We start from the raw sequence: 22,815 nt of genomic DNA, 5'->3' as shown, positions 1-22,815 counted from the left end.
TCAATAGAGGAAGTAGCGCTGGGCGAGGGGCAGCTCGTCGGCAGGCTCGCAGGCCAGCAATTCGCCATCTGCCCGCACTTCATACGTCTCTGGATTGACCTCGATATGCGGCAGGGCATCGTTGAGTTTCATGTCGCGCTTGCCGATGCTGCGGGTGGCGCGCACGGCACTGAGCGTCCGGGACAGGCCCAAGCGCGCGGCAGGATCGGTCTCCAGCGCGGCGGCGCTCATGAAGGTGATGCAGCTTGCCGCCATCGCGCGGCCATAGCTGCCGAACATCGGGCGGGCATGAACCGGCTGCGGCGTGGGAATGGAGGCATTGGCATCGCCCATCATGGCGTGGACGATCATGCCACCCTTGATGACCAGCTCTGGCTTGGCACCAAAGAAGGCCGGATGCCACAGCACCAGATCGGCCAGCTTGCCGACCTCGACCGAGCCGACCTCATGCGCGAGGCCCTGCGCCAGCGCGGGGTTGATCGTATATTTGGCGACATAGCGTTTCGCCCGTGCGTTGTCGGCCTGCGCATCGTCGCCATCCAGCGGCCCACGTTGACGCTTCATCTTATGCGCGGTCTGCCAGGTGCGGGTGATGACCTCGCCGACGCGGCCCATCGCCTGACTGTCCGACGAGATGATCGAAAGCGCGCCGAGATCGTGGAGAATGTCCTCGGCAGCAATCGTCTCCTTGCGGATGCGGCTCTCGGCAAAGGCGAGATCCTCGGGGATCGACGGATCGAGATGATGGCACACCATCAGCATGTCGAGATGTTCGTCGATGGTGTTGACCGTGAAGGGCATGGTCGGGTTCGTCGACGACGGGATCACATGTGCCAGCCCGGCAAGACGGATGATGTCCGGCGCATGGCCGCCGCCTGCCCCCTCGGTGTGGAAGGCGTGGATCGTGCGCCCGGCGAAGGCGGCGATCGTATCCTCCACGAAACCACTCTCGTTGAGCGTGTCGGTGTGGATCATCACCTGAATGTCCATCGCATCCGCGACGCTCAGGCAGCAGTCGATCGCGGCAGGCGTGGTGCCCCAATCTTCGTGCAGCTTGAGCGCGCAGGCACCGGCGCGGATCTGCTCAATGAGGCCATCGGGCTGGCTGGCATTGCCCTTGCCGGCAAAGCCGAGGTTCACCGGCAAGCCCTCGGCGGCCATCAGCATCCGCTCGATATGCCAGGGGCCGGGGGTGCAGGTGGTGGCGTTGGTGCCGGTCGCCGGGCCGGTGCCGCCACCGATCATGGTGGTGACGCCGCTGGCGATGGCCTCCTCCACCTGCTGCGGGCAGATGAAGTGAATATGCGCATCGACGCCGCCAGCGGTGAGAATCTTCCCCTCGCCTGCAATGATCTCCGTGCCAGGGCCGATGACGATATCGACGCCCGGCTGGATGTCCGGATTGCCGGCCTTGCCTATGGCGGCGATGCGCCCATCGCGCAGCGCAATGTCCGCCTTGTAGATGCCGGTCCAGTCCAGCACCACGGCATTGGTGATGACGGTATCGGCCGCCCCGGAAGCGCGGGTGACCTGGCTCTGGCCCATGCCATCGCGGATGACCTTGCCGCCGCCGAACTTCACTTCCTCGCCATAGTCGGTGAGGTCGCGCTCGATGCGGATGATAAGATCGGTATCGGCGAGGCGCAGGCGGTCGCCGGTGGTGGGGCCATACATGTCGGCATAGGCCGCGCGGGTCATGCGATATGCCATCAGTCCAGTGCTCCCATCACGTCCTGCCGAAAGCCGATGACCGTGCGCGCGCCGGCCACCGGCACCAGATCGACCTCGCGGCTCTGCCCGGGCTCGAAGCGCACCGCCGTGCCGGAGGGAATATCCAGCCGGTGCCCGCGCGCGGCAGCACGGTCGAAATCGAGCGCCGGATTGGTCTCGGCAAAATGATAATGGCTGCCGACCTGCACGGGTCTGTCTCCGGTGTTGGCCACGGTCAGGCGCAGCACGGGGCGACCGGGATTCAGTTCCAGCTCGCCAGCGGCGGGGAGAAGTTCGCCGGGGACGATCCCGGCCGATATGGGGGCGTCAGCGGATCGGGTCATGGACTGTCACCAGTTTCGTGCCATCGGGAAAGGTCGCTTCGATCTGCACATCGGGGATCATCTCGGCGATGCCCGGCATCACCTGCTCACGGGTGAGAACGTGCGCGCCGGCCTCCATGAGATCGGCGACGCTGCGCCCGTCCCGCGCGCCTTCCAGCACGAAGTCGCTGATCAGGGCGATGGCCTCCGGGTAGTTCAGCTTCACCCCGCGCTCCAGCCGCCGCCGCGCCACCATGGCGGCGACGGAGAGCAGCAGCTTGTCCTTCTCTCTGGGTGTCAATTGCATCTCAGCACCTCCACAGGCCGGGCAGATCGGGCCGGCCCCGCAGCAATTTGAGCGATGCCGCCAGGCAGCGGCGCAGCGCCGGCGGATCACGAGCGAGCAGTCGGACGGCAAGGATGCCGTTCCACAGGCTCGCGCCGGCCAGCACATCGGGATGATCGTCCAGCGTGGCACGCACCGCATCGAGGCGGGTGAGCGCATCACCGCCAATGGCCAGCAGCACCGCGCTGGCACGGGCGCCATTGCCCAACGAAGGGCGACCGAGCTGGGCAGCCGGCGCCTCACCCAGCGCCAGCACATCGGCATAGATGAGCGCGCCGCCCCGGTGGACCCGAACGCGATCAAGCAGCTGGCCCGTCGAGCACTGCTCGCCGCGTGCGAGGCGGCCGAACACGACGGATTCGCACCAGAGCAAAGCAGCGTCGGCCTCCAATGCGATGTCGGTCATGCGCTCCAGCCGGGCGCCATCGAACAGGATGGTTTCCTGCGGCAGCCACTCTGCGCTGGCGCGGGGACCGACATGAAGGCGCGTGGCAACGGTGCAGGCGGGGCCGGTGCTGCCATAGACCTTCTCGGCGGCCTGCGTGGTCAGCAGCGATGCGGTATCCTCGGCCCACGCCACGCGCTGGTCGATGCTGTCTCCGCCGCACAGGCCGCCGGATGTGTTAATGACGACCGCCTCGACGGCAGGGCCGCGCGGCACGCGCACGCGCAGGCAGCCGCCCTCCTGCCGGTGGCGCAACACCGTCTTGCCGGCGCGTTGCTCGAAGCGCAGCGAAAGCGTCCCATGGCTACGAAGGTAGGAGGGGACGGCCTGCAGCACCGTCAGACTGCCGTATCGATCCAGACGGACTTGAGCTGGAAATGCTCCTCGACATGCTGGCGGCCATATTCCCGGCCCTGTCCGCTCGCCTTGACGCCCCCGGAGGGCACGGCAGGATCAATGCGGTTATAGCAGTTCACCCACACCGAGCCGGCCTTGAGCGCGCGCGACAGGCGATGCGCACGGCCGACGCTGCTCGTCCACACGCCCGCGCCAAGGCCGAATTGCGTGGCATTGGCGCGGGCGATGACCTCATGCTCGCTATCGAAGGGGAGCGTGGCAAGGATGGGGCCGAAAATCTCCTCCCGCACCGCGCGCATCTCGTCATGCGCATCGACCAGCACCGTGGGTGGGAAGAAAAAGCCCTGATCATAATCCGCGCCGGAGAGTCGCGCGCCGCCGGACAGGGCCTGAGCGCCCTCGGCCAGCGCATCCTCCATATGCGTAGAAACCCGGCTTAGCTGCCGCGCCGACACGAGCGGGCCGAGATCGGTCTGCGGATCGAGGCCATCGCCGATCTTGAGATCGGCTGCGATGCGCGCGACCTCGGCGGCGAACGCGCGATGCACCGGGCGCTCGACGAACAGCCTTGTGCCGGCGCTGCACACCTGACCGGAATTGGCAAAGGCGGCACCGACTGCGGCCTGCGCTGCGGCTTCGAGATTGGCATCGGCAAAGACGATGTTGGGCGACTTGCCCCCCAGCTCCAGCGACAGGCGCTTGAGATTGCCGGCAGAGGCGCGGATGATCTGCTGGCCGGTCTCCACCGATCCGGTGAAGGCGATCTTGTCTACGCCGGGATGCGTGGCGAGGGCGGCGCCGGCTTCCGTGCCGAAGCCGGTGACCACATTGAACACACCATCCGGCACGCCGGCTTCCAGCGCCAGTTCGGCAAGGCGCAGCGGCGCGAGGCTGGCATCTTCGGCCGGCTTGAGAACCAGCGTGCAGCCACTCGCGAGCACTGGACCAAGCTTGAGCACGGAAGCCCAGAGTGGGCCGTTCCAGGGGATGATCGCGCCGCAAACCCCGACCGGCTCCTTGACGGTACAGGCGAACAAGCCGGGATCGGAGGGGGCGTTGGTCGTACCTTCGATCGAACGGGCAATGCCGGCGAAATAGCGCAGCAGATCGACGAGCATCGCTACCGATCCGCGCGTGTGACGGATGGGAGACCCCATTTCCAGCGTGTCGAGCCGCGCGAAATGCTCGGCGTCGCGCTCAAGCAGGTCGGCGAGGCGCATCAATAACGCCTGTCGGTCGGCGGGAGAGAAGCGCGACCATGGCCCCTGCTCGAACGCCGCGCGCGCAGCGGCGACAGCGCGGTCGACATCCTGCGCCGTAGCGCGCGCGATATGAGCCAGCAGGCTGCCGTCGGCGGGGTTGATCGTCTCGAACGTCTCGCCGCCGCTCGCTTCCGTCCACTGGCCGTCGATCAGGAGCTTTTCGATGCGCGGCGCCATGCGATCAGCCCCTCACCCGGAAGCTGACGGATTGGGCGCCTTCCCACAAGACGGTGCGGCCGAGTTCGGGCAGATGCTCCAGTCCTTCGATGATCGTGAGGAAATGGATGCCCGCCAGCGGCCCCAGCTTGCTGGCAAAGGCCACGCCACCATAAGCGAGCAGGATCTCGCATTCGCTGTAGCCGCCGGGGTAGAAGATGAACTGGCCCGGCGCCGGATAGCGCGTGGGGTTCTCCCAGGGCAGATCGTATGTGGCATCGCCAAGCGGAATCCACACGCCCTCACCGCTCCAGCGGACGTGAATCAGCCTTTCGTCATAAGGCAGCATTGCCTTGAAGCGCGCGGCGGTCACGGGCGCCAGCTCTTCTTCCAGCTTGGCGACGAAGCTGAACGGGCCGGCGGTAATGTCGATCAGGGTCATGGGGTGTTCCATCAAAATCAGGCTGCGGCATGAAGCCGGGCGAAGCCGCTCTCGAGATCGGCGATGAGATCGTCGACCGCCTCTAGCCCGACATGGATGCGCACGGCCGGGCCAGGCGCGGACCACTCGGTCGCCGAGCGCAGCGTGTTGGGATAGGTCGGCACGACGAGGCTCTCATAGCCGCCCCAGGAATAGCCCAGCTTGAAGAGATCCATATGGTCCATGAAAGCCGCGAACTGTGCCTCGCTACATGCTTCCAGAACAAAGCCGAACAGGCCCGAAGCGCCGTCATAGTCGCGCTTCCAGATCGCATGACCGGGATCATCCGGGAGCGCGGGATGCATCACCCGGTGAACCTCCGGCCGAGCCTGCAGCCATTGCGCGATAACAAGACCGGAGGCGTGATGCTGCTTCATCCGCAGTGGCAGGGTGCGCAGGCCGCGCATCGCCATGTAGATATCGTCCGGCCCGCCGCAATAGCCCGAGGCCGAGGCCGTTTTCTTGACCGGAATGAAGGCCGCTTCGGTCGTCACGGCGATGCCGAGCATCAGATCGGAATGGCCGGAAATATATTTGGTCGCGGCATTGATCGACACGTCCACGCCATGTTCGAGGGGACGGAAATTAACCGGCGACCCCCAGGTGTTGTCGAAGATCGTCCAGATGCCCCGCGCGCGGCACTCCGCGGTGATGGCCGGCACATCCGTTATCTCGAAGGTGAGCGAGCCGGGGCTCTCCATATAGACGACGCGAGTGTTCGGCTGGAAGAGATCGACAATGCCGGCGCCGACGTCCGGACGGTAGTAGGTCACCTCGACCCCGAACTTGCGCAGAAAGCTTTCGCAGAAATCGCGCGCCGGGCCGTAGAGGCTGTCCACGATCAGCAGATGATCTCCAGCGGAGAGGAAGGCCGTGAGCGAAGCACAGATCGCGCCGAGGCCGCAACTCGTCGTGATGCCGCGATAGCCACCTTCCAGCAGGGTGATCGCATCCTCGAACGCGCGTGTGGTCGCGGTGCCCTCGCGTCCATAGGTGAAGCCCTCGAACGCGCCCGAAGCCCGGTCCCGCCGCGTTTCCAGCAGCGCATCCACGGATTCGAACAGGACCGTGGAGCAGTGGTAGACCGGCGGATTGACGACGCCAAAATTGGCTTCCGGATTGCGCCCGGCGTGCAGTGCCTGCGTATCGCGATGGAAGCCCTTGAGATCGGCCATGCTCTTGCTTTCCCCTTTAGATGACGGTGCCGGCATCCACGACGATGTCCTGCCCGGTGATCATGTTGCCTGCCGGCCCGACAAGATGGAAGAGCGCCGCTGCGACATCTTCCTCGGTGACGAGACGGCCCAGCACCGTGGTGGCGAGGAAGCGCTTGAGCGGCGCGTCCTCCGGCTCGCCATTGCGCTGCGCGGATTCACGGAACATCCGCGACAGGCGCTCGCCCTCCACGCCGCCCGGAGAGATGAGGTTGACCCGCACGCCATAAGGCGCGGCATCGAGCGCGGCGGATTTGACGAGGCCGCGCAGAGCCCATTTGGACGCCGAATATATGGCAAAGCCGGCGTTGCCCTTATGGCCATAGGTCCCGCCAATGGTGACCACGCGGCCCTCGCCTCGTTCCACCATGCTGGGCATCACGGCAGCCATGGCATTCATCACGCCCAGCACATTGATATCGAAGCAAGCGCGATAGTCTTCCGGTGTCGCCTCCCACACGGGACGGCGCGGCACGCCCACACCGGCCACGCAGACCAGAAGATCTATGGCGCCAAGTGGTGCGACGGCATCGCGCAAACCGGCTCCGTCGGAGACATCTGCCGCAACGGCCTGTGCATCGATGCCTTCCGCGGCGAGCGCGGCGACGGCCTTCGCTCCGGTGTCAGGATCGCGACCGACCAGAACCAGCTTTGCACCTTGCCGCCCCAGCGCCCGTGCCAGGCCAAGGCCGAGGCCACGCGTGCCGCCGGTCACCAGCGCGGTCTTTCCGGTCAGATCGGGGGCATTCTTCATGTTAGTCATTCGTGGCATCATCCGCAGGGGGACTTCTTTTACATGCCTACCGCAAATCGGCCGCGCGGGAAGTTGATCATTCGGCGACAGGCCCGTACCTAAAAAGCACCGCTAGCCCCATCCGCGTTGTCCTAAACGAGTCACGGACAGCCATTGGAGTGTTCAGATATGAGCCGTAGCGAAAGAAGCGAGGACGATATTGCAGCAGCAGCTGCCGTGTCGCTGGACGAGATTCCCATCGTGGATTTCGCGCCTTTCCTGTCCGGCGACCCGGCCGGTCGCAAGGCTGTCGCCGAAGAAATCGCCTTTGCCTGCGAGAATATCGGCTTCTTCTATCTGACTGGCCATGGGGTGCCGCAGGCGGTGATCGACGCCGTGTTCAGAGCTGCTGCGGATTTCTTCGCCAAGCCCATGGCGGAGCGGGCTGAGGCCTTCGCCACACCGGACTGGTATCGCGGTTACATACCCATGCCCCCGCAACAGCCGCTCTCCCGCAACACCCGCATGTTCGAGCAATATCGGATGCAGCATGAGTGGCCGGCCGATCCGGACGACATGGAGCACGCCCGCATCTTTGATCAAATCAATCGCTGGCCCGCTGACATGCCGGAGTTCCAGGCGGCTGGTGAGACCTATCTCGATGCCATGGTGACCCTTGGCCGCGAGTTGCTGCGTGCCTTTGCGATCGGTCTGGGTCTTGACGAGCATCGGTTCGATGGCTGGTTCAAGCATCCACCCTCGCAGTTGAGTATGAACTATTATCCGGTGTTGCCGAACGCGGCGGACAGCGACGTGTCCAACATGATTTCGCACACCGACGAAGGGCCGTTCACGATCCTGGCGCAAGGCGAGATCGGCGGCCTGGAGGTCAAGCGGCGCGACGGCGCATGGATTCAGGCGCCGCCGCTGCGTGGCGCGTTCACGATCAATGTGGGCGACATGATGATGTGGTGGTCGAATGGCCGCTTCATCTCCAACTATCACCGCGTGCGCAATCGCACGGATGTAGAGCGCTTTTCTGTGCCCTATTTCGCGAATCCTGATCGCAATGTGACGGTAGCGCCGCTGCCGGAGCTCGTTGGCGCAGACGGCCCCAGCTACGAGCCGGTGCGCGTTGCCGATCATCTCGCCCGTTTCTACAGCCAGCTCTCCAAGAACCCCCATGACGTCTATAACTGAGGCTGCCTCCCCCGCCGCTGCGGGGATCGGCGCGAAGATCGGTGCCGATATCGGCGGAACCTTCACCGATGTCGTTCTGGAGGTTGGCGATCGTCGCCATTCGACCAAGCTGCTGACCACCTATGACGCGCCCGAGCGCGCTCTCCTCGACGGGGTGAGCCTGCTGCTGGAGGAGGCCGGCATCGGGCCGGCGGACGTCTCGCTGGTCGTTCACGGCACGACGCTGGCGACCAACGCCCTGATCGAACGACGCGGTGTCAAACTTGCGCTGCTGACCACCGACGGGTTCCGCGACGTGCTGGCGCTCGGCACTGAAAGCCGCTTCGACCAATATGATATCGGCATGGAGAAGCCCGATCCGCTGGTGCCGCGCAAGTGGCGGCTCGGCGTGGCGGAGCGGATGGACGCGCTCGGCAACGTGTTGCTGCCGCTTGATGAAGAGGCCGTGCTCGCTGCCGCTGCCCAGTTCCGCGCCGAGGGTGTGGAGAGCGTCGCCGTCGCGTTCCTGCACAGCTATGTGAACCCGGCGCACGAGCTGCGCGCGGCGGAAATTCTGCGCGATGAAATGCCGGGTGTGGCTCTCTCGCTCTCCAGCGAGGTCTCGCCGGAGATGCGCGAATATGAGCGCTTCTCCACCACCACGGCCAATGCCTATGTGCAGCCGCTGGTCGATGCCTATCTGCGCCGGCTGCAAACGCGGTTGACGGAGATGGGCTTTGCTTGCCCGCTCTACCTGATGCTGTCTTCCGGCGGCCTGACCACCGTGGATATCGCCGCGCGGTTTCCCGTGCGGCTGGTGGAGAGCGGCCCGGCGGGCGGCGCAATCTTCGCCGCGTCCGTGGCCAGCGAATGCGGTGAGGACCGCGTGCTGGCACTCGATGTGGGCGGCACGACAGCCAAGATCTGCCTCATCAACGATGGTACGCCGCAGACATCGCAGGTGTTCGAGGTCGGTCGCGCCCACCGCTTCCGCAAGGGAAGCGGCTTGCCGTTGCGCATCCCCGTGGTGGAAATGGTCGAGATCGGCGCCGGCGGTGGATCGATTGCCGCGGTGGATAGCGCCGGGCGCCTGACGGTAGGGCCGCATAGCGCGGGATCGGAGCCCGGCCCGGCAGCTTATGGACGCGGCGGCGAGCGCCCGACCGTGACCGACGCGGATATCACGCTCGGCCGCATCGACCCCAGCCGCTTTGCCGGTGGCAAGGTAACGCTGCACCCCGAAAAATCGAACGCCGCGCTGGCCGGCCTCGGCCTGTGGGATGGCAAGGCGGAGACGCTGGCAGTCGGCGTCAGCGAGATTGTCGATGAGACAATGGCGAGCGCAGCGCGTGTCCACGCCGTCGAGCAGGGCATGACGCTGGACGAGCGCACGCTGATCGCCTTCGGCGGCGCTGCGCCGCTCCATGCGGTGAGCTTTGCCGAAAAGCTCGGCATCGGGCGCGTGATCATCCCGTCGGGCGCCGGCGTCGGATCGGCGGTCGGCTTCCTGCGCGCGCCGGTTTCCTATGAGATTGCCCGCAGCCTCACCATGCGGCTCGATCAGGCCGATCTGACCCGCCTCAATGCTCTGCTGGACGAAATGGCCGCCGAAGCGCGCGGCCTCGTCAGCGCCGGCGCGACCGGAGCGGACCAGAGCGAACGCCGCGTCTGCTTCGCCCGCTATCAGGGGCAGGGATATGAAATCCCGTTCGAGATTCCGGCCCGCCGGCTCGGCGAGGCGGACATCGCCGTCCTCCAAGCTGGCTTCGAGCAGGCTTATCGCGCGCAATATGGCGGCATGGTGCTCGACCTTCCCATCGAAATGCTGACCTGGCGCGTCAATGTGAGCGCGAGCGGCTTCCGCGCGGAAGCATCCGGCACGGCGGTCGCAACCCGCACTGCCACGCCGGTCGGCAGCCGGCGCGTGGTCGATCCCACCACCGGTCAGGCGATGGATTTCGCGCTCTACGCCCGCGAGACGATGCAGCCCGGCGAGCGGTTCTCCGGCCCGGCGCTGGTCGCCGAGCGTGAGACGACCACCGTGGTCTCGCCCCGTTTCGACGGACAGATGGACGAACGCGGCTATCTGGTGCTGACCCGCCGTGAAACAGGAGACGCCCGATGAGCGATGCGCTGACCGAACTGCGGATGCAGGTGATCTGGACGCGGCTGATCTCCATTGTCGAAGAGCAGGCCCAGACGCTGATGCGCACAGCCTTCTCGACCACGGTGCGCGATGCCGGCGATCTTTCCGCCGCGCTGTTCGATCTGGACGGACGACTGGTGGCAGAAGCGGTCACGGGCACGCCAGGGCATGTGAACTCCATGGCCGAAGGCGTGCGGCACTTCCTTGCCAAATTCCCGGTCGCGACGATGAAGCAGGGCGACCATTTCATCACCAACGATCCCTGGCTGACGGCGGGACATCTCCACGACGTCACCGTGGTCTCCCCGGCTTTCCATGAGGGGCGGGTCGTCGGGCTGTTCGGCGTGTGCTGCCATCAGGTCGATATCGGCGGCCTTGGGCAGGGGCCGGATGGCCGCTCGATCTACGAGGAAGGCTTGCAGATTCCGTTGATGAAGCTGGCCGACGCCGGGCGTATCAACCAGGATCTCATCGACATTCTCTGCCAGAATGTGCGGATGCCGCTGCAGGTGAAGGGCGACGTGCTCTCCTACATCACTAGCAACGAGGCTGCCGCCCGCCGCCTGAGCGCCATGCTTGGCGAATTCGCCATGGCGGACCTCTCGCAGGTCGCGGACTACATCATCGAGCGCTCGCTGGCGGCGACGCGCGCGGAAATCGCCAAGCTGCCGGATGGCCAGTGGTCCAGCACGCTGGTGATCGATGGCTATGATGCGCCGGTGACCATCGTCGGGACGCTCACCATCGATGGCGACACCCTCTCGATGGATTATGAGGGCACGGACGGCTGCCTGCCGCGTGGCATCAACGTCGTGCTCAATTATTGCCGCGCCTACACCGTGTTCGGCCTGCGCTGCGTGATCTCGCCGGAAGTGCCGAACAATTTCGGCGCGCTGGAGCCGTTTGAGGTCACCGCACCGGAAGGCTCCATCCTCAATGTCCAGCGCCCCTGGCCGGTCGCGGCGCGGCATGTCATCGGGCAGATGCTGCCGGATGTGGTGTTCGGTTGCCTCTCGCAGGCCATCCCCGACCGGGTGCCGGCCGAGGGCTCGTCCTGTTTGTGGTCCGTGCAATTGCGCGGTCGGCTGCCGGCGGAAGGCAATGGCCGACAGGGCGATCCATTTGATGCGATCTTCTTCAATTCCGGCGGCTCTGGCGCGCGACCCGGGCAGGATGGCCTCTCTGGCACTGCCTTCCCCAGCGGTGTACGCGCCATGCCGGTCGAGGTGACCGAGAGCGGTGCGCCCATCGTCATCTGGCGCAAGGAATTGCGTACCGATAGCGGCGGGGCCGGCGCGTTGCGCGGCGGCCTGGGGCAGACCGTGGAAGTCGGGATGCGTGATGGCAGCGGCTTCGAAGTACTCGCGATGTTCGAACGGGTTGACCGCCCGGCCAGGGGGCGCGATGGCGGGCATGACGGCGCGGCGGGCACGGTGTCGACCTCCGGCGGCAAAATGATGCGCGCCAAGGGCCTGCAGGCGATACCCGCTGGCGAGCGGCTGGTGCTGCAGATCCCCGGCGGGGCGGGCCTGGGCGACCCAGCCCAGCGCAGGCCGGACAGCGTCCGTGCCGATTTGGATGAAGGCATGATTTCCCACGCGAGCGCGAAGGCGATCTACGGCCAGGCCCTCTAGCACCGGCCCGGTCGGCCATGCCCGTCAGGCGTCGAGCGTGAACCCGTGGGCGGCATCGTCGTCGTCCTCATCCATGGACCATTCCGCCGCCCCCGGCAGGGTCGGCAGGGACCGGCACTCATGAAGATCGCGCGCCATCTGTTCGGCGAACTTCGCTGCGACCAATGGCAACGGGCGGCCCTTGAGCTGCCCCAGCACCAGCGGTCCGTAGGTCCGGTCGATGTCGCTGATCCGGCGCACCGCGAACCGGGGATCATGGCGCCAGACATCGGCACCAATGTCGATTTGAAAGGTGATGAGATCGCCGCCGGCAACCAGTTCGCCCAGAAAGTCGAAGCTGTTGGCTTCCACCGCTACATTGAGCTTGGCTGAGCTTGAGAGCAGCCGGTTCTCGACGATTTCGCGCCCGCCAAAGGCCATGTCCGGCATGGCGACGTCATATTCTGCGCATTGCCGCAGACGCAGCACCTCATGCTGGGCGAGCGGATGGTCCGCCGCCATGACGGCGACCAAACCCTGACCGATCGACATGATCGGGTGGAGCTCCGACGAGCGAAGCGGACGGAAGATCAGCACGATATCCATTTCATAATCGATCAACGCGCGCACCGCCGTGCTGTGATCGGTCACGGAGAGCTTGAACTTCACATTGGGATGCTTTTCGCGAAAGCTGACGATGTGACGCAGGACGAAACTGCGGGCGACTGCCTGGCTGCAGGCAATGCGCACCTCGCCCCGCTGCAGACCTTCCAGCTCCTCGATCTGCGAGTAGACGCGCCGCAATTCGGAGGTCTGCATCCGTATCCAGCTGATCAGCACTTCGCCGGCGGCAGTGAGGCGGACGCCAGAGGTATGTCGCTCGAAAATAACGGCGTTCAGGTCATGCTCGACATCCTGAATGCGGCGGAGCAGGGCGGAGGGCGTCACGTTCAACCGCTCGGCCGCCTGACGGACCGAACCCACGCGCGCGACCTCATCGATATACTGCCAGATCCTCTGGTTGCGTAGCGCCATCAGCGACTCCGTTCGATTTTCGGCTACACCATGCCCCTGGTTTAGCACCACTTGGTCACCGGCACATCCCTTATGCACCGATGTATCGAATATCGTCTTTGAAGTCGGCTTCGGTCGAAACGCACCTCTTTAAAGTCGAATCGAATATCAGAAGTCAATATCAATTTTGATTCTGGTCTATTTTCGAACAATAACGTCACGGGCGGGCAATGAATCTCGATCTCGATAGTAAAGTTGTGATGATTACAGGCGCCGGGAAAGGTATGGGGCCTGCAATTTCACAGGCCTTTTCTAGTGAAGGCGCCAAGATCGTCATCCTTGGCCGTGATATGACTGCGCTGGAGACCCTGAAGGAAGAGATCGGGCCAAAGGCCTCCGTTACCGTCATCCGCTGTGACGTCACCAGTGCCTCCGACTGCGAAGCCGCGGTGAGCCAGGCCGAGACGGCGCATGGTCGTGTCGATGTGCTGGTTAACGTCGCTGGCGGCACCGGGCCTGTCGGCGACACCGCCTGGGAGACCACGCCGGAAGGTTTCGATGAAATCATCAAGCTCAACATGGGCGGCTGCTTTTTGATGATGAAGGCCGTCCTGCCCGGCATGATCGCGCGGCGCTATGGCAAGATCGTGAATGTCGGCGGCACCTTCGGCATGCATGGACGCGCCGGCCGCATGGCCTATTCCGCCTCCAAATGGGGTTTGCGCGGCATCACCAAGTCGACGGCGATCGAGGCTGGGCCTTACAATATCAACGTGAATATCGTCGCGCCCGGCATGGTTGATGGTCCGCGCTTCCGCACCAAGGTGATGCCGGGTATGGCCGAGGCAGCCGGGCGCAGCGAAGAGGAAATCATCGCCGAGCACGCTGCCGAATATGCGCTGCGCCGCATCAGCAGCGCGCAGGACGTGGCCAATGCCTGCCTGTTCCTCGCCTCCGACGTTTCGCGCCAGATCACCGGCATCGACCTGCCCGTCGATGGTGGCTGGGCCGCTCTCTGATCCTCTCATAACCATGGAACCCGCCATGAAAGCCGATATCGTCATCAACGGCGCCACAATCGTCACCGACAGCGCCATGTTCCCCGCCTCGATCGCGATCAAGGACGGCCTCATCCTGGCCATCGGAGCGCGGGAGGCGATGCCCGAGGCCGCCGAGGTGGTCGATGCGACCGGCAAGCACATTCTCCCCGGCGCCATCGACGCGCATGTGCATTTCCGCGATCCCGGCTACACGCACAAGGAAACCTGGGAAACCGGTACGGCCAGCGCTGCGATGGGCGGCGTCACCACCGTGTTCGAGATGCCAAACACCAATCCGCCGACGGGCACGGTGGAAGCACTCAACATGAAGCTGGAATCGGCCAAGAAGGCCTATGTCGACTTCGGCATCTACGGCCTGCTCGGCGAGGATAATCTCGACCAGCTCGAGGCACTGATCGAGGGCGGCGTCGCCGGCTTCAAATGCTTCATGGGCAACACCTTCGGCAACCTCCCATCCCCGCCGAGCGGTGCGATCCTCGAAGGGTTCGAGATCGTCGCAAAGCACGGCTATCGCGTGGCGCTGCACGCCGAGAATGCCTCGATCATGGCGCGTCGCTCGAAGAAGCTGCGCGAGCAGGATTGCTGCGACCCGCTGGCGCATCTCGACGCCCGCCCGCCCGTCGTCGCGGTGGAAGCGGTCTCGCGAGCGGCCATTCTCGCGGAATGGACCGGAGCGCGCATCCACATCCTGCACGTCTCATCCGGCGACGAACTGCGTCCGCTGCGCGAGGCGAAAGCCCGCGGTGTCGACATCACGGCCGAGACCTGCCCCCATTATCTGCTGCTCGACGAGCGCGCTTATACCGAGAAGAAGTCGCTCATCCGCGTCAATCCGCCGGTGCGCGAGAAGGTCCATCAAGAGCAGCTCTGGCAGGGCGTTGCGGACGGCACGATCGACATGATCGCCACCGACCATGCGCCGCACAGCCATGCAGAAAAGCATAACGATGACATCTGGAGGGCCGACTGCGGCTTTACCGGTGTGCAGACACAGATGCCGCTGATGCTCACCCAGATCGCCAATGGTCGGATGACGCTGACGCAATATGTCCGCATGACCTCGCTGGCGCCAGCAAAGGCATTCGGCCTCTATCCGCGCAAAGGCGCCCTGCTGCCGGGCTCCGATGCGGACATCGTCGTCGTCGACATGGAGAAGGCGGTCAAGGTCGACTCCGCGTTGCTCAAGTCCAAGGGCTCCTCGACGCCCTTCCAGGGTTACGAGACCAAGGGTGCCCCGATCCATACGCTGGTGCGCGGACGCTTCGTGATGCGTGACGGAGAGTTGGTGACGAGCGCGATGGGCCACGGCCTCAACGTGCGGCGCATCCAGCAAATGCCTGCGCCGACACCGCGCAATACCCACACTACGACCAAGGCCATTCTCGAAAAGCGAGGCAAGCGTTACTGAAATAGGGCGCCTGGCGCGGCGAGCGTGACACCCGGTTCATAGCGGCGTGCTGTATTTTACATGAGGTCGGTTCAACAGCCGACCTTTGCGGTCCGATTTCTGCCCACCAAAGCTTGCCTTGTGCAGCCGGCAAGCTATCCGTAAATTGTCTCACCACGTTCCAGCATGGCGATGAATTCTGCGATTTTGCGCATACGCGTTTGTGCCCGCTTAGCCGTGCTGATTCTATAGAGGATGGCGTAGCGGTTCGCGCCCGCGAGCGTCGCGAAAAAGGCAGCAGCCTTCGTGTTCGCGTTGAGAGCGTCTTGCAGGTCCGGCGGCACTTCAGCCTTGCTGGCAGAGGCATAGGCGGCATCCCATCGTCCGTCGGCTCTCGCCGCTTCTACTTCTTCTATCCCGCGCGCAGCCATGAGGCCCTCCGCGATGAGGCTAAGTGCGCGTGTTCGATTTGCCTGAGACCATTTGCTGCGAGGCTTGCGCGGCGTGAAACGGATCAGCCAACTGTGCTCGTCATACTTATCCAGTTGTCCGTCGATCCAACCGTGGCAGATGGCGGTGTGGATCGCTTCTGCCTTGGTTAAGGTGACAAGGCTCGACCCCCGCTTCGCAAACCGAAGCCACGCACCCTTGGCATCTGGTCCCTGACGCGACAGCCACTCGGCGAAATGCGTATCGGTTTCGAAAAGAAGGATTTGAAGACCGGATTTGGTACCACTCATATCACTATCCTAGGGTCCCACGAGCGGACTGAACAGGGTATGTGGGTCGGCGGGAGGGCGCCACATGTGGAAACTACGCACCAGCGTTCATACGCCTTGTTCTGGACAAGGTGATGACTGGCACGCCTAGAACGCGCTTGAACGTCGTAGAGAAATTGTGCGCGCGTCACCGCCCAGATCCAGTGCCACGGACGTGATAGGCTCGCCCGCCGCCAGCTTGGAAGGCGGAACGGAAGGCGCCTGTTGGCGACGCTGCGTGAAATTCATGCCGGCTTCCCGCCGAACGATGCGCCTAAATCGGAGTCTGGTCACGCCAAGGGCGTCGGGCCATTCCTCAGGGTCGCGGTCATGCAGCATATCAAACATTAGCTCAGCAGCGCGGTTCTCGACATCAGCTCAGCAGCCGACGATGTTTGATGCTCGGGCCTTGAGGTCTGGCGGCCACCCCGGTCATGTACTATTGTTCTCATTATCATTGGCTGGAACGTTACGATATATTTGTCGCTCTCGATAATTTCATCCAACTTCATCAATTCCGGGATACTATGTGAGCAAGCCTCCTAAATTGCCGAAGTACGAGCAGACGCTTTCAGCAGTTCTGTTGAGCGCCAAGGAAGCCGTGATACTGCCGATGCGGCCGAAGATGCGGGAGCATGACATTACCGAGCCGCAATGTCGGGTCATGCGGGTCATTAACGATCACGGCCCCACGGATGCGAGCCGGGTCGCTGAAATTGGTCAGTTGCACAAGCCCAGCGTCACCCGCATCCTGAAGGAACTCGAGGCGCGCAATCTTGTGGCGCGCGAGACGGACAATCGGCGCCGCGTTCTGGTGGCTCTCACGCCCGACGGGCATGAACTCGTCAAGACGCTGACCTATGATGTCAGGCGGGTGATGGCGGAATATTCCGAGCGTTTTGGAGCGGAACGGCTGGAGCGCCTCATCAACGAACTTCGGGCGTTGACCGCGACGATCAGTGGCGTCGAGTAGCCCCTTGCAATGGCTCACCCGAAGCGATCCGCCCACGGTTTGGCGGATCGCTCCCGGCGAGCTGACTTAACGCAACTCAAGAATGGCCTCGCGGGTAAACGGGGCAATCTCGCCGAACCGCCCTTCGCGGACCTTTTCTGAAATTTGCGGTTCGCTCAGGATCGCCCGGCCGATGGCCACAAGGTCGAACTCATCGCGCTCGAGGCGTTCGACCAGTTCCCGCAAAGTGGGAGCGCCGGCCTCGGCAGTGTCCCCGTAGAAACTCTCTTCCAGCCCGATCGACCCGACCGTGATGCTGGGCTTGCCTGTCGCCTTCTTCGCCCACCCTGCCAGATTGAGGTCGCTGCCGGGAAACGCTGGCGCGGTAAAATTGCGCTGGGAACAGTGGAAGATATCGACGCCTGCATCCGCGAGCGGCCCGAGCCAGTCCGTGACCTCGGACGGGCTGGAGACCAGCAGCGTGTCATAATCCTGGATCTTGTACTGCGAGACGCGCATGCCGAGCGGCATATCTGCAGGAATAGCCGAGCGGACGGCCTGGACGATCTCCACGGCAAAGCGCGCGCGTTCGGCCAGCGTGGGGCCACCCCAACGATCGTCCCGGCGGTTGGTGCCGGCCCAGAAGAACTGGTCGATCAGATAGCCATGCGCGGCATGCAGTTCGATGCCATCGAAGCCGACGGCCTTTGCATCCGCGGCGGCGCGCGCGAAAGAGGCGATCGTATCGGCGATGTCGGACTCGGTCATCGCGTGGCCGAGCGGCTGGTCTGGGGCGGTCAGGCCGGAAGGCCCCTCGAAATTGTTCGGCCAGTCGGGCGCGCGTGGGTCCGGCAGGGCGCCGACATGCCACAGCTGGCTCCACATCCGCCCGCCCGCGTCATGCACCTCTGCCAGCACCTTCCGCCAGCCCGCCAGCCCATCGCCATGGATGCTGGGAAGGTCGGCATTGTTGCGCGAGAGGGGGCGGTCGATGACCGTTCCCTCGCTGATCAGAAGACCTGTTCCGCCTTCCGCGCGCCGCCGATAATAGGCTGCGACCTCATCGGTCGGGATGCCACCGGGGCTTTTGGCGCGGGTCATCGGCGCCATGACCAGACGATTGGGCAGGGTCAGCCCGTTCACCTGGAAGGACGCATAAAGAGGCGAAACATCAACGGTCATTCTTCAACTCCAGTTTGCCATCGACGCGATGGCTCGGAACAATGGCGTCCTCTACAGGCTGGCTCGCTGCGAGCGGATGCGGGTGCGACATGGCTGCCGCACCCGCATTCTGGCCGTACCGATGAGGCTCAGAACCTCTTCTTCACGGTCACGGCCCATTCCCGCGGACGGCCGGGCTGCGCGATGGAGAAGCCCGCCGCACCGCTCGACCGGTCGAAGCCGGTCAGCAGATAATATTTGTCGAACAGGTTCGTGACTTCAGCCGAGACGTCCAGGTCTCCATCTGCGTTGCTCCACGTCAGTCGGGCATTGGAGACGACGTAGCTGTCGATCAGGCTCGTCGGCAGATTGACGCCGAAGTAGATCTCGTCCTGGAACGAGGTGTCGATGCGCGGCGTCAGTGACCCCGCGTCGCCAAGATCGATCTCATATTGCGCTCCGATGCTCCACTTCCAGCGTGGCGTATAGAGCGGATAATCGCCGAACTGCGGCCCTGCCGGGTTGCCGGGGCCACCGACCGTCGCCGTCCCGAAGGTGCGGAAACTGGTGTAATCGAAATCGACGAAGCTGACGGCGCCATCGATCATCATGCCCTCGACCGGCCGGACCGAAGCCTCGACCTCGAACCCTTTCACATCGGCGTCGCCCGAGTTGGTGATGAGATTGCAAGGCGAGCCCAGCGCCGCGCCCACGATGGCGATGCAGTTCGACAGGCTGAGCTGGATGTCGGAATATTTGGAGAAGAAGAAGGCCGCGTTGAGCCGTACCCGCCGGTCGAACAGGTCGCTCTTGAAGCCGAGTTCGTAGGTCGTCTGCTTCTCCGGTCCGAAGGGCAGCACCTGCGCGAAGTTGAAGGGGCGGGGATTGATGCCGCCGCCCTTGATGCCTGTCGCCACCTGACCGTAAATCGAAATGTCGGGCGTGATCTCATATTGCGCATTCAGGCGGTAATCGAAGTTGGTGCTGATCGGGCCATCATAGATGCCCACGCGGCCATCCAGCGCACCGACCGCCGAGCCAGCGGGCAGGGGGCTGCCATCCGGCAAACGGCGGCCGAACTCATAGCGCTTATACTCATCGGTATAGCGCAGGCCCGCCGACAAGGTCAGCCGATCGACTGGCTTCCATGCAAGGTGGAGAAACGCCGCCTTGGTATTGGCATCAGTGGGATCGTTATTGAAGAAGGCCGGATCGGTCGTGTAGCGAATGTCGGACCCGGCGAGAATGCTCGAGAACTGCTTCATGTAGAAGCCACCGACCGTATATTGAAGGGCATCTTCGAAGAACGATCCGTTGAGGCGCAGCTCCTGGGTGAACTGCCAGTAGCGCAGCTTGCTGGTATTGTTCTGGTGCGCGAGCGGCGAGAGGTCGTCGTCGGCATCCCATTTGGAATGATAGGCCCGGTAGGCCGTGATCGAGACCAGTTGCAGATCGTCCGACAGATCATATTCGATCTGCCCGGAGATGCCCCAACCCTCATAGGTGAGCCGGCCGTCATAATAAGTTCCGGCCCTCACGCCCCCGGTGTTCGCGAAGGCGCCCTGAGGGCCCGTCGAACTGTCCGGCGCGCCGATATAGGTGGCGTAATTGCAATAGTTGCCGCAGACGAAGCGGGCGTCATAAGGAATGACCCCGCCAAAGGGGTTGATATCCGTCGCGCCCCGCGGATTGCCGGGCAGCCGATCCGTGAAATTCGGGCTGCGCCGAACCCCGGCGATGCTCCGGTCCAGCAGGACGTTGCCGGCATTGACGCGGTCCTCATTGGTGTAATCGACGGCAATATTGATATCGAGGTCGCTGCTTGGCTGAAAGCGCAGCTGGCCGCGCGCCGCCGTGTATCCCACACCGCCCTCGCGGCCGAGTTCGCAGTTGTCGGACGCCGTCATGCGCGGGATGCCGCCTGCAGGATTGATCGGAACCGTCGCGCCAGCATTGTTGACGACCGTCGTCGGGCCGCCAGCGGGGAACAGGCAGCCAAAATCCAGCCGCTTGATATAGCCGTCTTGCTTCTTGGAAACGCCGGCGATCCGCGCGCTGATGGTATCGGTCAGCTTGAAGTCGGCCGATCCACGCAGGTCGATCCGGTTGCGGCTGCCATAGGTCGCGGCCACATAGCCGGTGTTCGATCCGGTCGGCCGCCTCGAGTAGAGCTTTACCGCACCGCCGATCGAGTTTTTGCCGGCCAGCGTGCCCTGCGGGCCGCGCAGGATTTCGACCCGGTCAAGGTCGAGCAAGTCGAGAATGGAACCGGTCAGCGTCGCATAATAGACGTCGTCGACATACAGGCCCACGCCGGGTTCCAGCGCAGCGCTGAAGTCTTGCTGGCCAACGCCACGGATGTTCCCGACGAGCGAGGAGCCATAGGATGCGCCCTGCGGCTTGAGGGTGACCGAGGGCGCCTGATTGGCGACATCGGCGATGCTGGTCTGGCTGCGCGCTTCGAGCATCGCCCCGGACACGGCGGTGATGGCCAGCGGCGTGTCCTGCAGGTTCTGCTCACGAAACTGCGCAGTCACCATGATCGTCTCGACGTCTCTGGCCGTCGACGCGCTCTCGGTCTGACCGCTGGTCGAAGCCTGCGGCGCCTGCGCGCCAGCGGCGCTCGACAAGGCGATCCCCATCGCGAACAGACTGGTCCGGCAGACGATGCCCTTTCCTTTCTTGGTCATGCTCATCTCTCCTCTCGTTTTTCTTTTCGGTGCGGCCGCCCTTTGATCGGGCGGTCCTGTGGGCGATCGCCTTTCTCAGCGCGACCGCCCAAAGTCGTTCTCAGGCGCGGGTTCGGCCCGGCTCAGCTGAACCGCTGGTAGGAAATGTCGGTTTTGTCGGCCCGCCCACGCAGCGTTGCCGGGTTGTTTTCGGAACCGAACGGCGTGCGCGGTCCGGTGTGGGTAAAGTCGAGAACGGCCCAGCGTTCCGCGATCTTCCATTCTCCCTCGCGGCGCTCGAAGCGGTGGACATAGCGCCCGAACATCTGGTTGAGCTGGGCGTCGGCATTGTGGATCGCATGGTAATAGGCCTCGCACCAGGCGGTGTCCCCATCCACTTCGATCGAGATATTCGTCACATGGTGCTGGGTGCCGCCCGGTGCGACCTGCGGCATGCGCTCGACCGCGGCTTTTGCGAAATCATGCGCCAGCCGGTCGTGCCCGGCATGATGATCGATGGCGTCGGAATGGAAGGCCGACATGATGAGGTCGACGTCGCAGCGATCGACACCGCGCCAATAGCGGCTGAGCACCTTGGTGATGAGACGCTCATCGATCATCTCCTGCAGACTAGATTCAGAATTCACGCAACCACTCCATTTCTAGAAAGCGCGCGCCAGAAATCCGGCGTCGCGCGCACGCCCCATCGCTTTCGCGCCTTCGCCTGAAGCCGCGCAGCAACGAATGATCAATGATGTCGACACTTGCCTTTCCGGTTCTCACCGCCTGTCACAGGGCCACAGCTGGCCTTGCGTCTGCGCGTTCAGAGCGGACCGTCGCACGGCCTTACATCCTCCCTCATCCACAGCCCTCCTGCTCGACTCGCTTTGCGGGCTTGGCGTCGAGTTAACATGATAACTGATAGACGGCAACATGATTGATCGCCGTGGTCGAGGAGGCAAGATGGCCGGCCGATGTGATCTTAGCGTCCCCAAAGCTCTAACCGTCGACATGTCGTCGCGCCCGGACAATTGCGAGATTGCTAGTTAAAATATTGATATATGGGTTTATAATTATCAGAATCTCATTCTGTTGATCGAAGCCTGCCTGCCCATGCGAGGCGGGCCCAGGCTTCCGCACTGCCACGCGCGATATCCGCTTGACACCTGAGGGCCCCAGCGACACATTGAATTAACGTGATAACTAAATTTCAGAAGGTAGCCTTGGCTTGGCTGCCTTTCAGGATGCTCGCAACACGACGAGCGCTGGTGCCGATGTGACAAGAGAGGATGCCGTGATGGCCAATATCGATTCCCCCGATCTTCAGACGCGTCTCGAGCGCTTGCTCGACATGGAAGACATTCGCGAAGTCCTCCGCCGCTATACTCGCGGCCTCGACCGTCATGACGATGCGGTCATCGCCAGTGCTTTCTGGCCGGACGCGGAGATCAATTATCTCGACGATTTTTCAGGGCCGACAGACGCGTTCGTAGACTGGGGCAACCAGCGGCACGAAGAGCGTTATGTCTGCCACCAACATCACATCACCAATGTGAACATCGATCTCGACGGGGATCGGGCGCATGTCAGCAGCTACGTCATCTACATGCTGCGCCAGAAGCAGGATCTGCAGAACATCGGCAGCGGCCGGTACATAGACCAGTTCGAGCGCCGCAATGGTGAGTGGCGGATTGCCCTGCGGGAATTCCTGCCGGAAATGGGCGTGACCGTTCCGACGGGCCCTCGTCGCGAACTCGCGAGCCCGCCGGGCAATGGGCGGTGGGACAGGGACGATATTTCCTATCGCCGCCCGCTCATGCGGCGGGATTCATCCGGTTCAGCATAACC

At 63.7% G+C, this 22,815-nt stretch carries 20 protein-coding genes; 7 read left to right on the top strand and 13 right to left on the bottom strand.

Features of this window, described 5'->3' with window-relative positions:
- From ureC to M2335_RS15805, 8 genes are read right to left on the bottom strand one after another with little or no spacing between them, the layout of a single operon-like run.
- Positions 1-1,710, bottom strand: coding sequence for an urease subunit alpha (gene ureC, locus M2335_RS15840; protein WP_264595311.1), 1,710 nt, complete (start codon positions 1,708-1,710; stop codon positions 1-3).
- Positions 1,710-2,054: an urease subunit beta gene (locus tag M2335_RS15835; protein WP_264595310.1), complete on the bottom strand. Its 345-nt coding sequence runs from the start codon at positions 2,052-2,054 to the stop codon at positions 1,710-1,712. Before M2335_RS15835 ends, ureC begins: the two co-directional genes overlap by 1 nt.
- On the bottom strand, positions 2,038-2,340 hold the full coding sequence (locus M2335_RS15830; protein ID WP_181560798.1) for an urease subunit gamma: 303 nt from the start codon (positions 2,338-2,340) through the stop codon (positions 2,038-2,040). Before M2335_RS15830 ends, M2335_RS15835 begins: the two co-directional genes overlap by 17 nt.
- A gap of 1 nt (position 2,341) precedes the next feature.
- Positions 2,342-3,160, bottom strand: a complete 819-nt coding sequence (locus M2335_RS15825) for an urease accessory protein UreD (RefSeq protein ID WP_264595309.1) — start codon at positions 3,158-3,160, stop codon at positions 2,342-2,344.
- Between the two features lie 2 nt (positions 3,161-3,162).
- On the bottom strand, positions 3,163-4,620 hold the full coding sequence (locus M2335_RS15820) for an aldehyde dehydrogenase family protein (RefSeq protein ID WP_264595308.1): 1,458 nt from the start codon (positions 4,618-4,620) through the stop codon (positions 3,163-3,165).
- A gap of 4 nt (positions 4,621-4,624) precedes the next feature.
- A complete protein-coding gene (locus M2335_RS15815) occupies positions 4,625-5,041 on the bottom strand; it encodes a DUF3830 family protein (RefSeq protein WP_264574216.1) in 417 nt (138 codons plus the stop codon).
- A gap of 17 nt (positions 5,042-5,058) precedes the next feature.
- Entirely contained in the window at positions 5,059-6,255 is a 1,197-nt protein-coding gene (gene metC, locus M2335_RS15810; RefSeq protein WP_264595307.1) for a cystathionine beta-lyase, read from the bottom strand.
- A gap of 16 nt (positions 6,256-6,271) precedes the next feature.
- Positions 6,272-7,057 (bottom strand): SDR family NAD(P)-dependent oxidoreductase, encoded by a 786-nt coding sequence (locus M2335_RS15805; RefSeq protein ID WP_264571427.1) that lies wholly within the window; start codon positions 7,055-7,057, stop codon positions 6,272-6,274.
- Between the two features lie 159 nt (positions 7,058-7,216).
- Between M2335_RS15805 and M2335_RS15800 the strand changes: the two genes are divergently transcribed.
- Genes M2335_RS15800 through M2335_RS15790 form a run of 3 tightly spaced genes read left to right on the top strand, consistent with a single transcriptional unit; the run spans position 7,217 to position 11,986 of the window.
- The gene (locus M2335_RS15800; protein WP_264595306.1) at positions 7,217-8,227 is read left to right on the top strand and encodes an isopenicillin N synthase family dioxygenase; all 1,011 of its coding nucleotides are present in this window, start codon (positions 7,217-7,219) and stop codon (positions 8,225-8,227) included.
- Positions 8,211-10,331 (top strand): hydantoinase/oxoprolinase family protein, encoded by a 2,121-nt coding sequence (locus M2335_RS15795; protein ID WP_264595305.1) that lies wholly within the window; start codon positions 8,211-8,213, stop codon positions 10,329-10,331. Before M2335_RS15800 ends, M2335_RS15795 begins: the two co-directional genes overlap by 17 nt.
- Positions 10,328-11,986: a hydantoinase B/oxoprolinase family protein gene (locus tag M2335_RS15790; protein ID WP_264595304.1), complete on the top strand. Its 1,659-nt coding sequence runs from the start codon at positions 10,328-10,330 to the stop codon at positions 11,984-11,986. The genes M2335_RS15795 and M2335_RS15790 overlap by 4 nt, the downstream gene beginning before the upstream one ends.
- A gap of 24 nt (positions 11,987-12,010) precedes the next feature.
- Here M2335_RS15790 and M2335_RS15785 read toward each other — a convergent pair whose 3' ends face one another.
- The gene (locus M2335_RS15785) at positions 12,011-13,000 is read right to left on the bottom strand and encodes a LysR family transcriptional regulator (protein WP_181560790.1); all 990 of its coding nucleotides are present in this window, start codon (positions 12,998-13,000) and stop codon (positions 12,011-12,013) included.
- 209 nt (positions 13,001-13,209) lie between these two features.
- On the opposite strand from M2335_RS15785, the gene M2335_RS15780 reads away from it, so the two are divergent.
- On the top strand, positions 13,210-13,998 hold the full coding sequence (locus M2335_RS15780; RefSeq protein WP_264571423.1) for an SDR family NAD(P)-dependent oxidoreductase: 789 nt from the start codon (positions 13,210-13,212) through the stop codon (positions 13,996-13,998).
- Between the two features lie 25 nt (positions 13,999-14,023).
- The gene (gene allB, locus M2335_RS15775) at positions 14,024-15,448 is read left to right on the top strand and encodes an allantoinase AllB (protein WP_264574223.1); all 1,425 of its coding nucleotides are present in this window, start codon (positions 14,024-14,026) and stop codon (positions 15,446-15,448) included.
- Positions 15,449-15,582: 134 nt separating this feature from the next.
- Here allB and M2335_RS15770 read toward each other — a convergent pair whose 3' ends face one another.
- Positions 15,583-16,167, bottom strand: coding sequence for a YdeI/OmpD-associated family protein (locus M2335_RS15770; protein ID WP_264595303.1), 585 nt, complete (start codon positions 16,165-16,167; stop codon positions 15,583-15,585).
- A 565-nt stretch (positions 16,168-16,732) separates the two neighbouring features.
- On the opposite strand from M2335_RS15770, the gene M2335_RS15765 reads away from it, so the two are divergent.
- The gene (locus M2335_RS15765) at positions 16,733-17,158 is read left to right on the top strand and encodes a MarR family winged helix-turn-helix transcriptional regulator (protein WP_264595302.1); all 426 of its coding nucleotides are present in this window, start codon (positions 16,733-16,735) and stop codon (positions 17,156-17,158) included.
- Positions 17,159-17,224: 66 nt separating this feature from the next.
- Here M2335_RS15765 and M2335_RS15760 read toward each other — a convergent pair whose 3' ends face one another.
- The 3 genes from M2335_RS15760 to M2335_RS15750 form a co-directional block, all read right to left on the bottom strand.
- Entirely contained in the window at positions 17,225-18,319 is a 1,095-nt protein-coding gene (locus M2335_RS15760; RefSeq protein WP_264595301.1) for an NADH:flavin oxidoreductase, read from the bottom strand.
- 128 nt (positions 18,320-18,447) lie between these two features.
- Positions 18,448-20,988, bottom strand: coding sequence for a TonB-dependent receptor (locus M2335_RS15755; protein ID WP_264595300.1), 2,541 nt, complete (start codon positions 20,986-20,988; stop codon positions 18,448-18,450).
- Positions 20,989-21,110: 122 nt separating this feature from the next.
- Positions 21,111-21,614, bottom strand: a complete 504-nt coding sequence (locus M2335_RS15750) for a nuclear transport factor 2 family protein (protein WP_264574228.1) — start codon at positions 21,612-21,614, stop codon at positions 21,111-21,113.
- A gap of 650 nt (positions 21,615-22,264) precedes the next feature.
- On the opposite strand from M2335_RS15750, the gene M2335_RS15745 reads away from it, so the two are divergent.
- Entirely contained in the window at positions 22,265-22,813 is a 549-nt protein-coding gene (locus tag M2335_RS15745) for a nuclear transport factor 2 family protein (protein ID WP_181560782.1), read from the top strand.
- Positions 22,814-22,815 lie beyond the last annotated feature (2 nt).

This window comes from Sphingobium sp. B12D2B (genome assembly GCF_025961775.1).
GTDB lineage: Bacteria > Pseudomonadota > Alphaproteobacteria > Sphingomonadales > Sphingomonadaceae > Sphingobium.
This window is presented reverse-complemented; position numbering and strand designations above follow the sequence as displayed.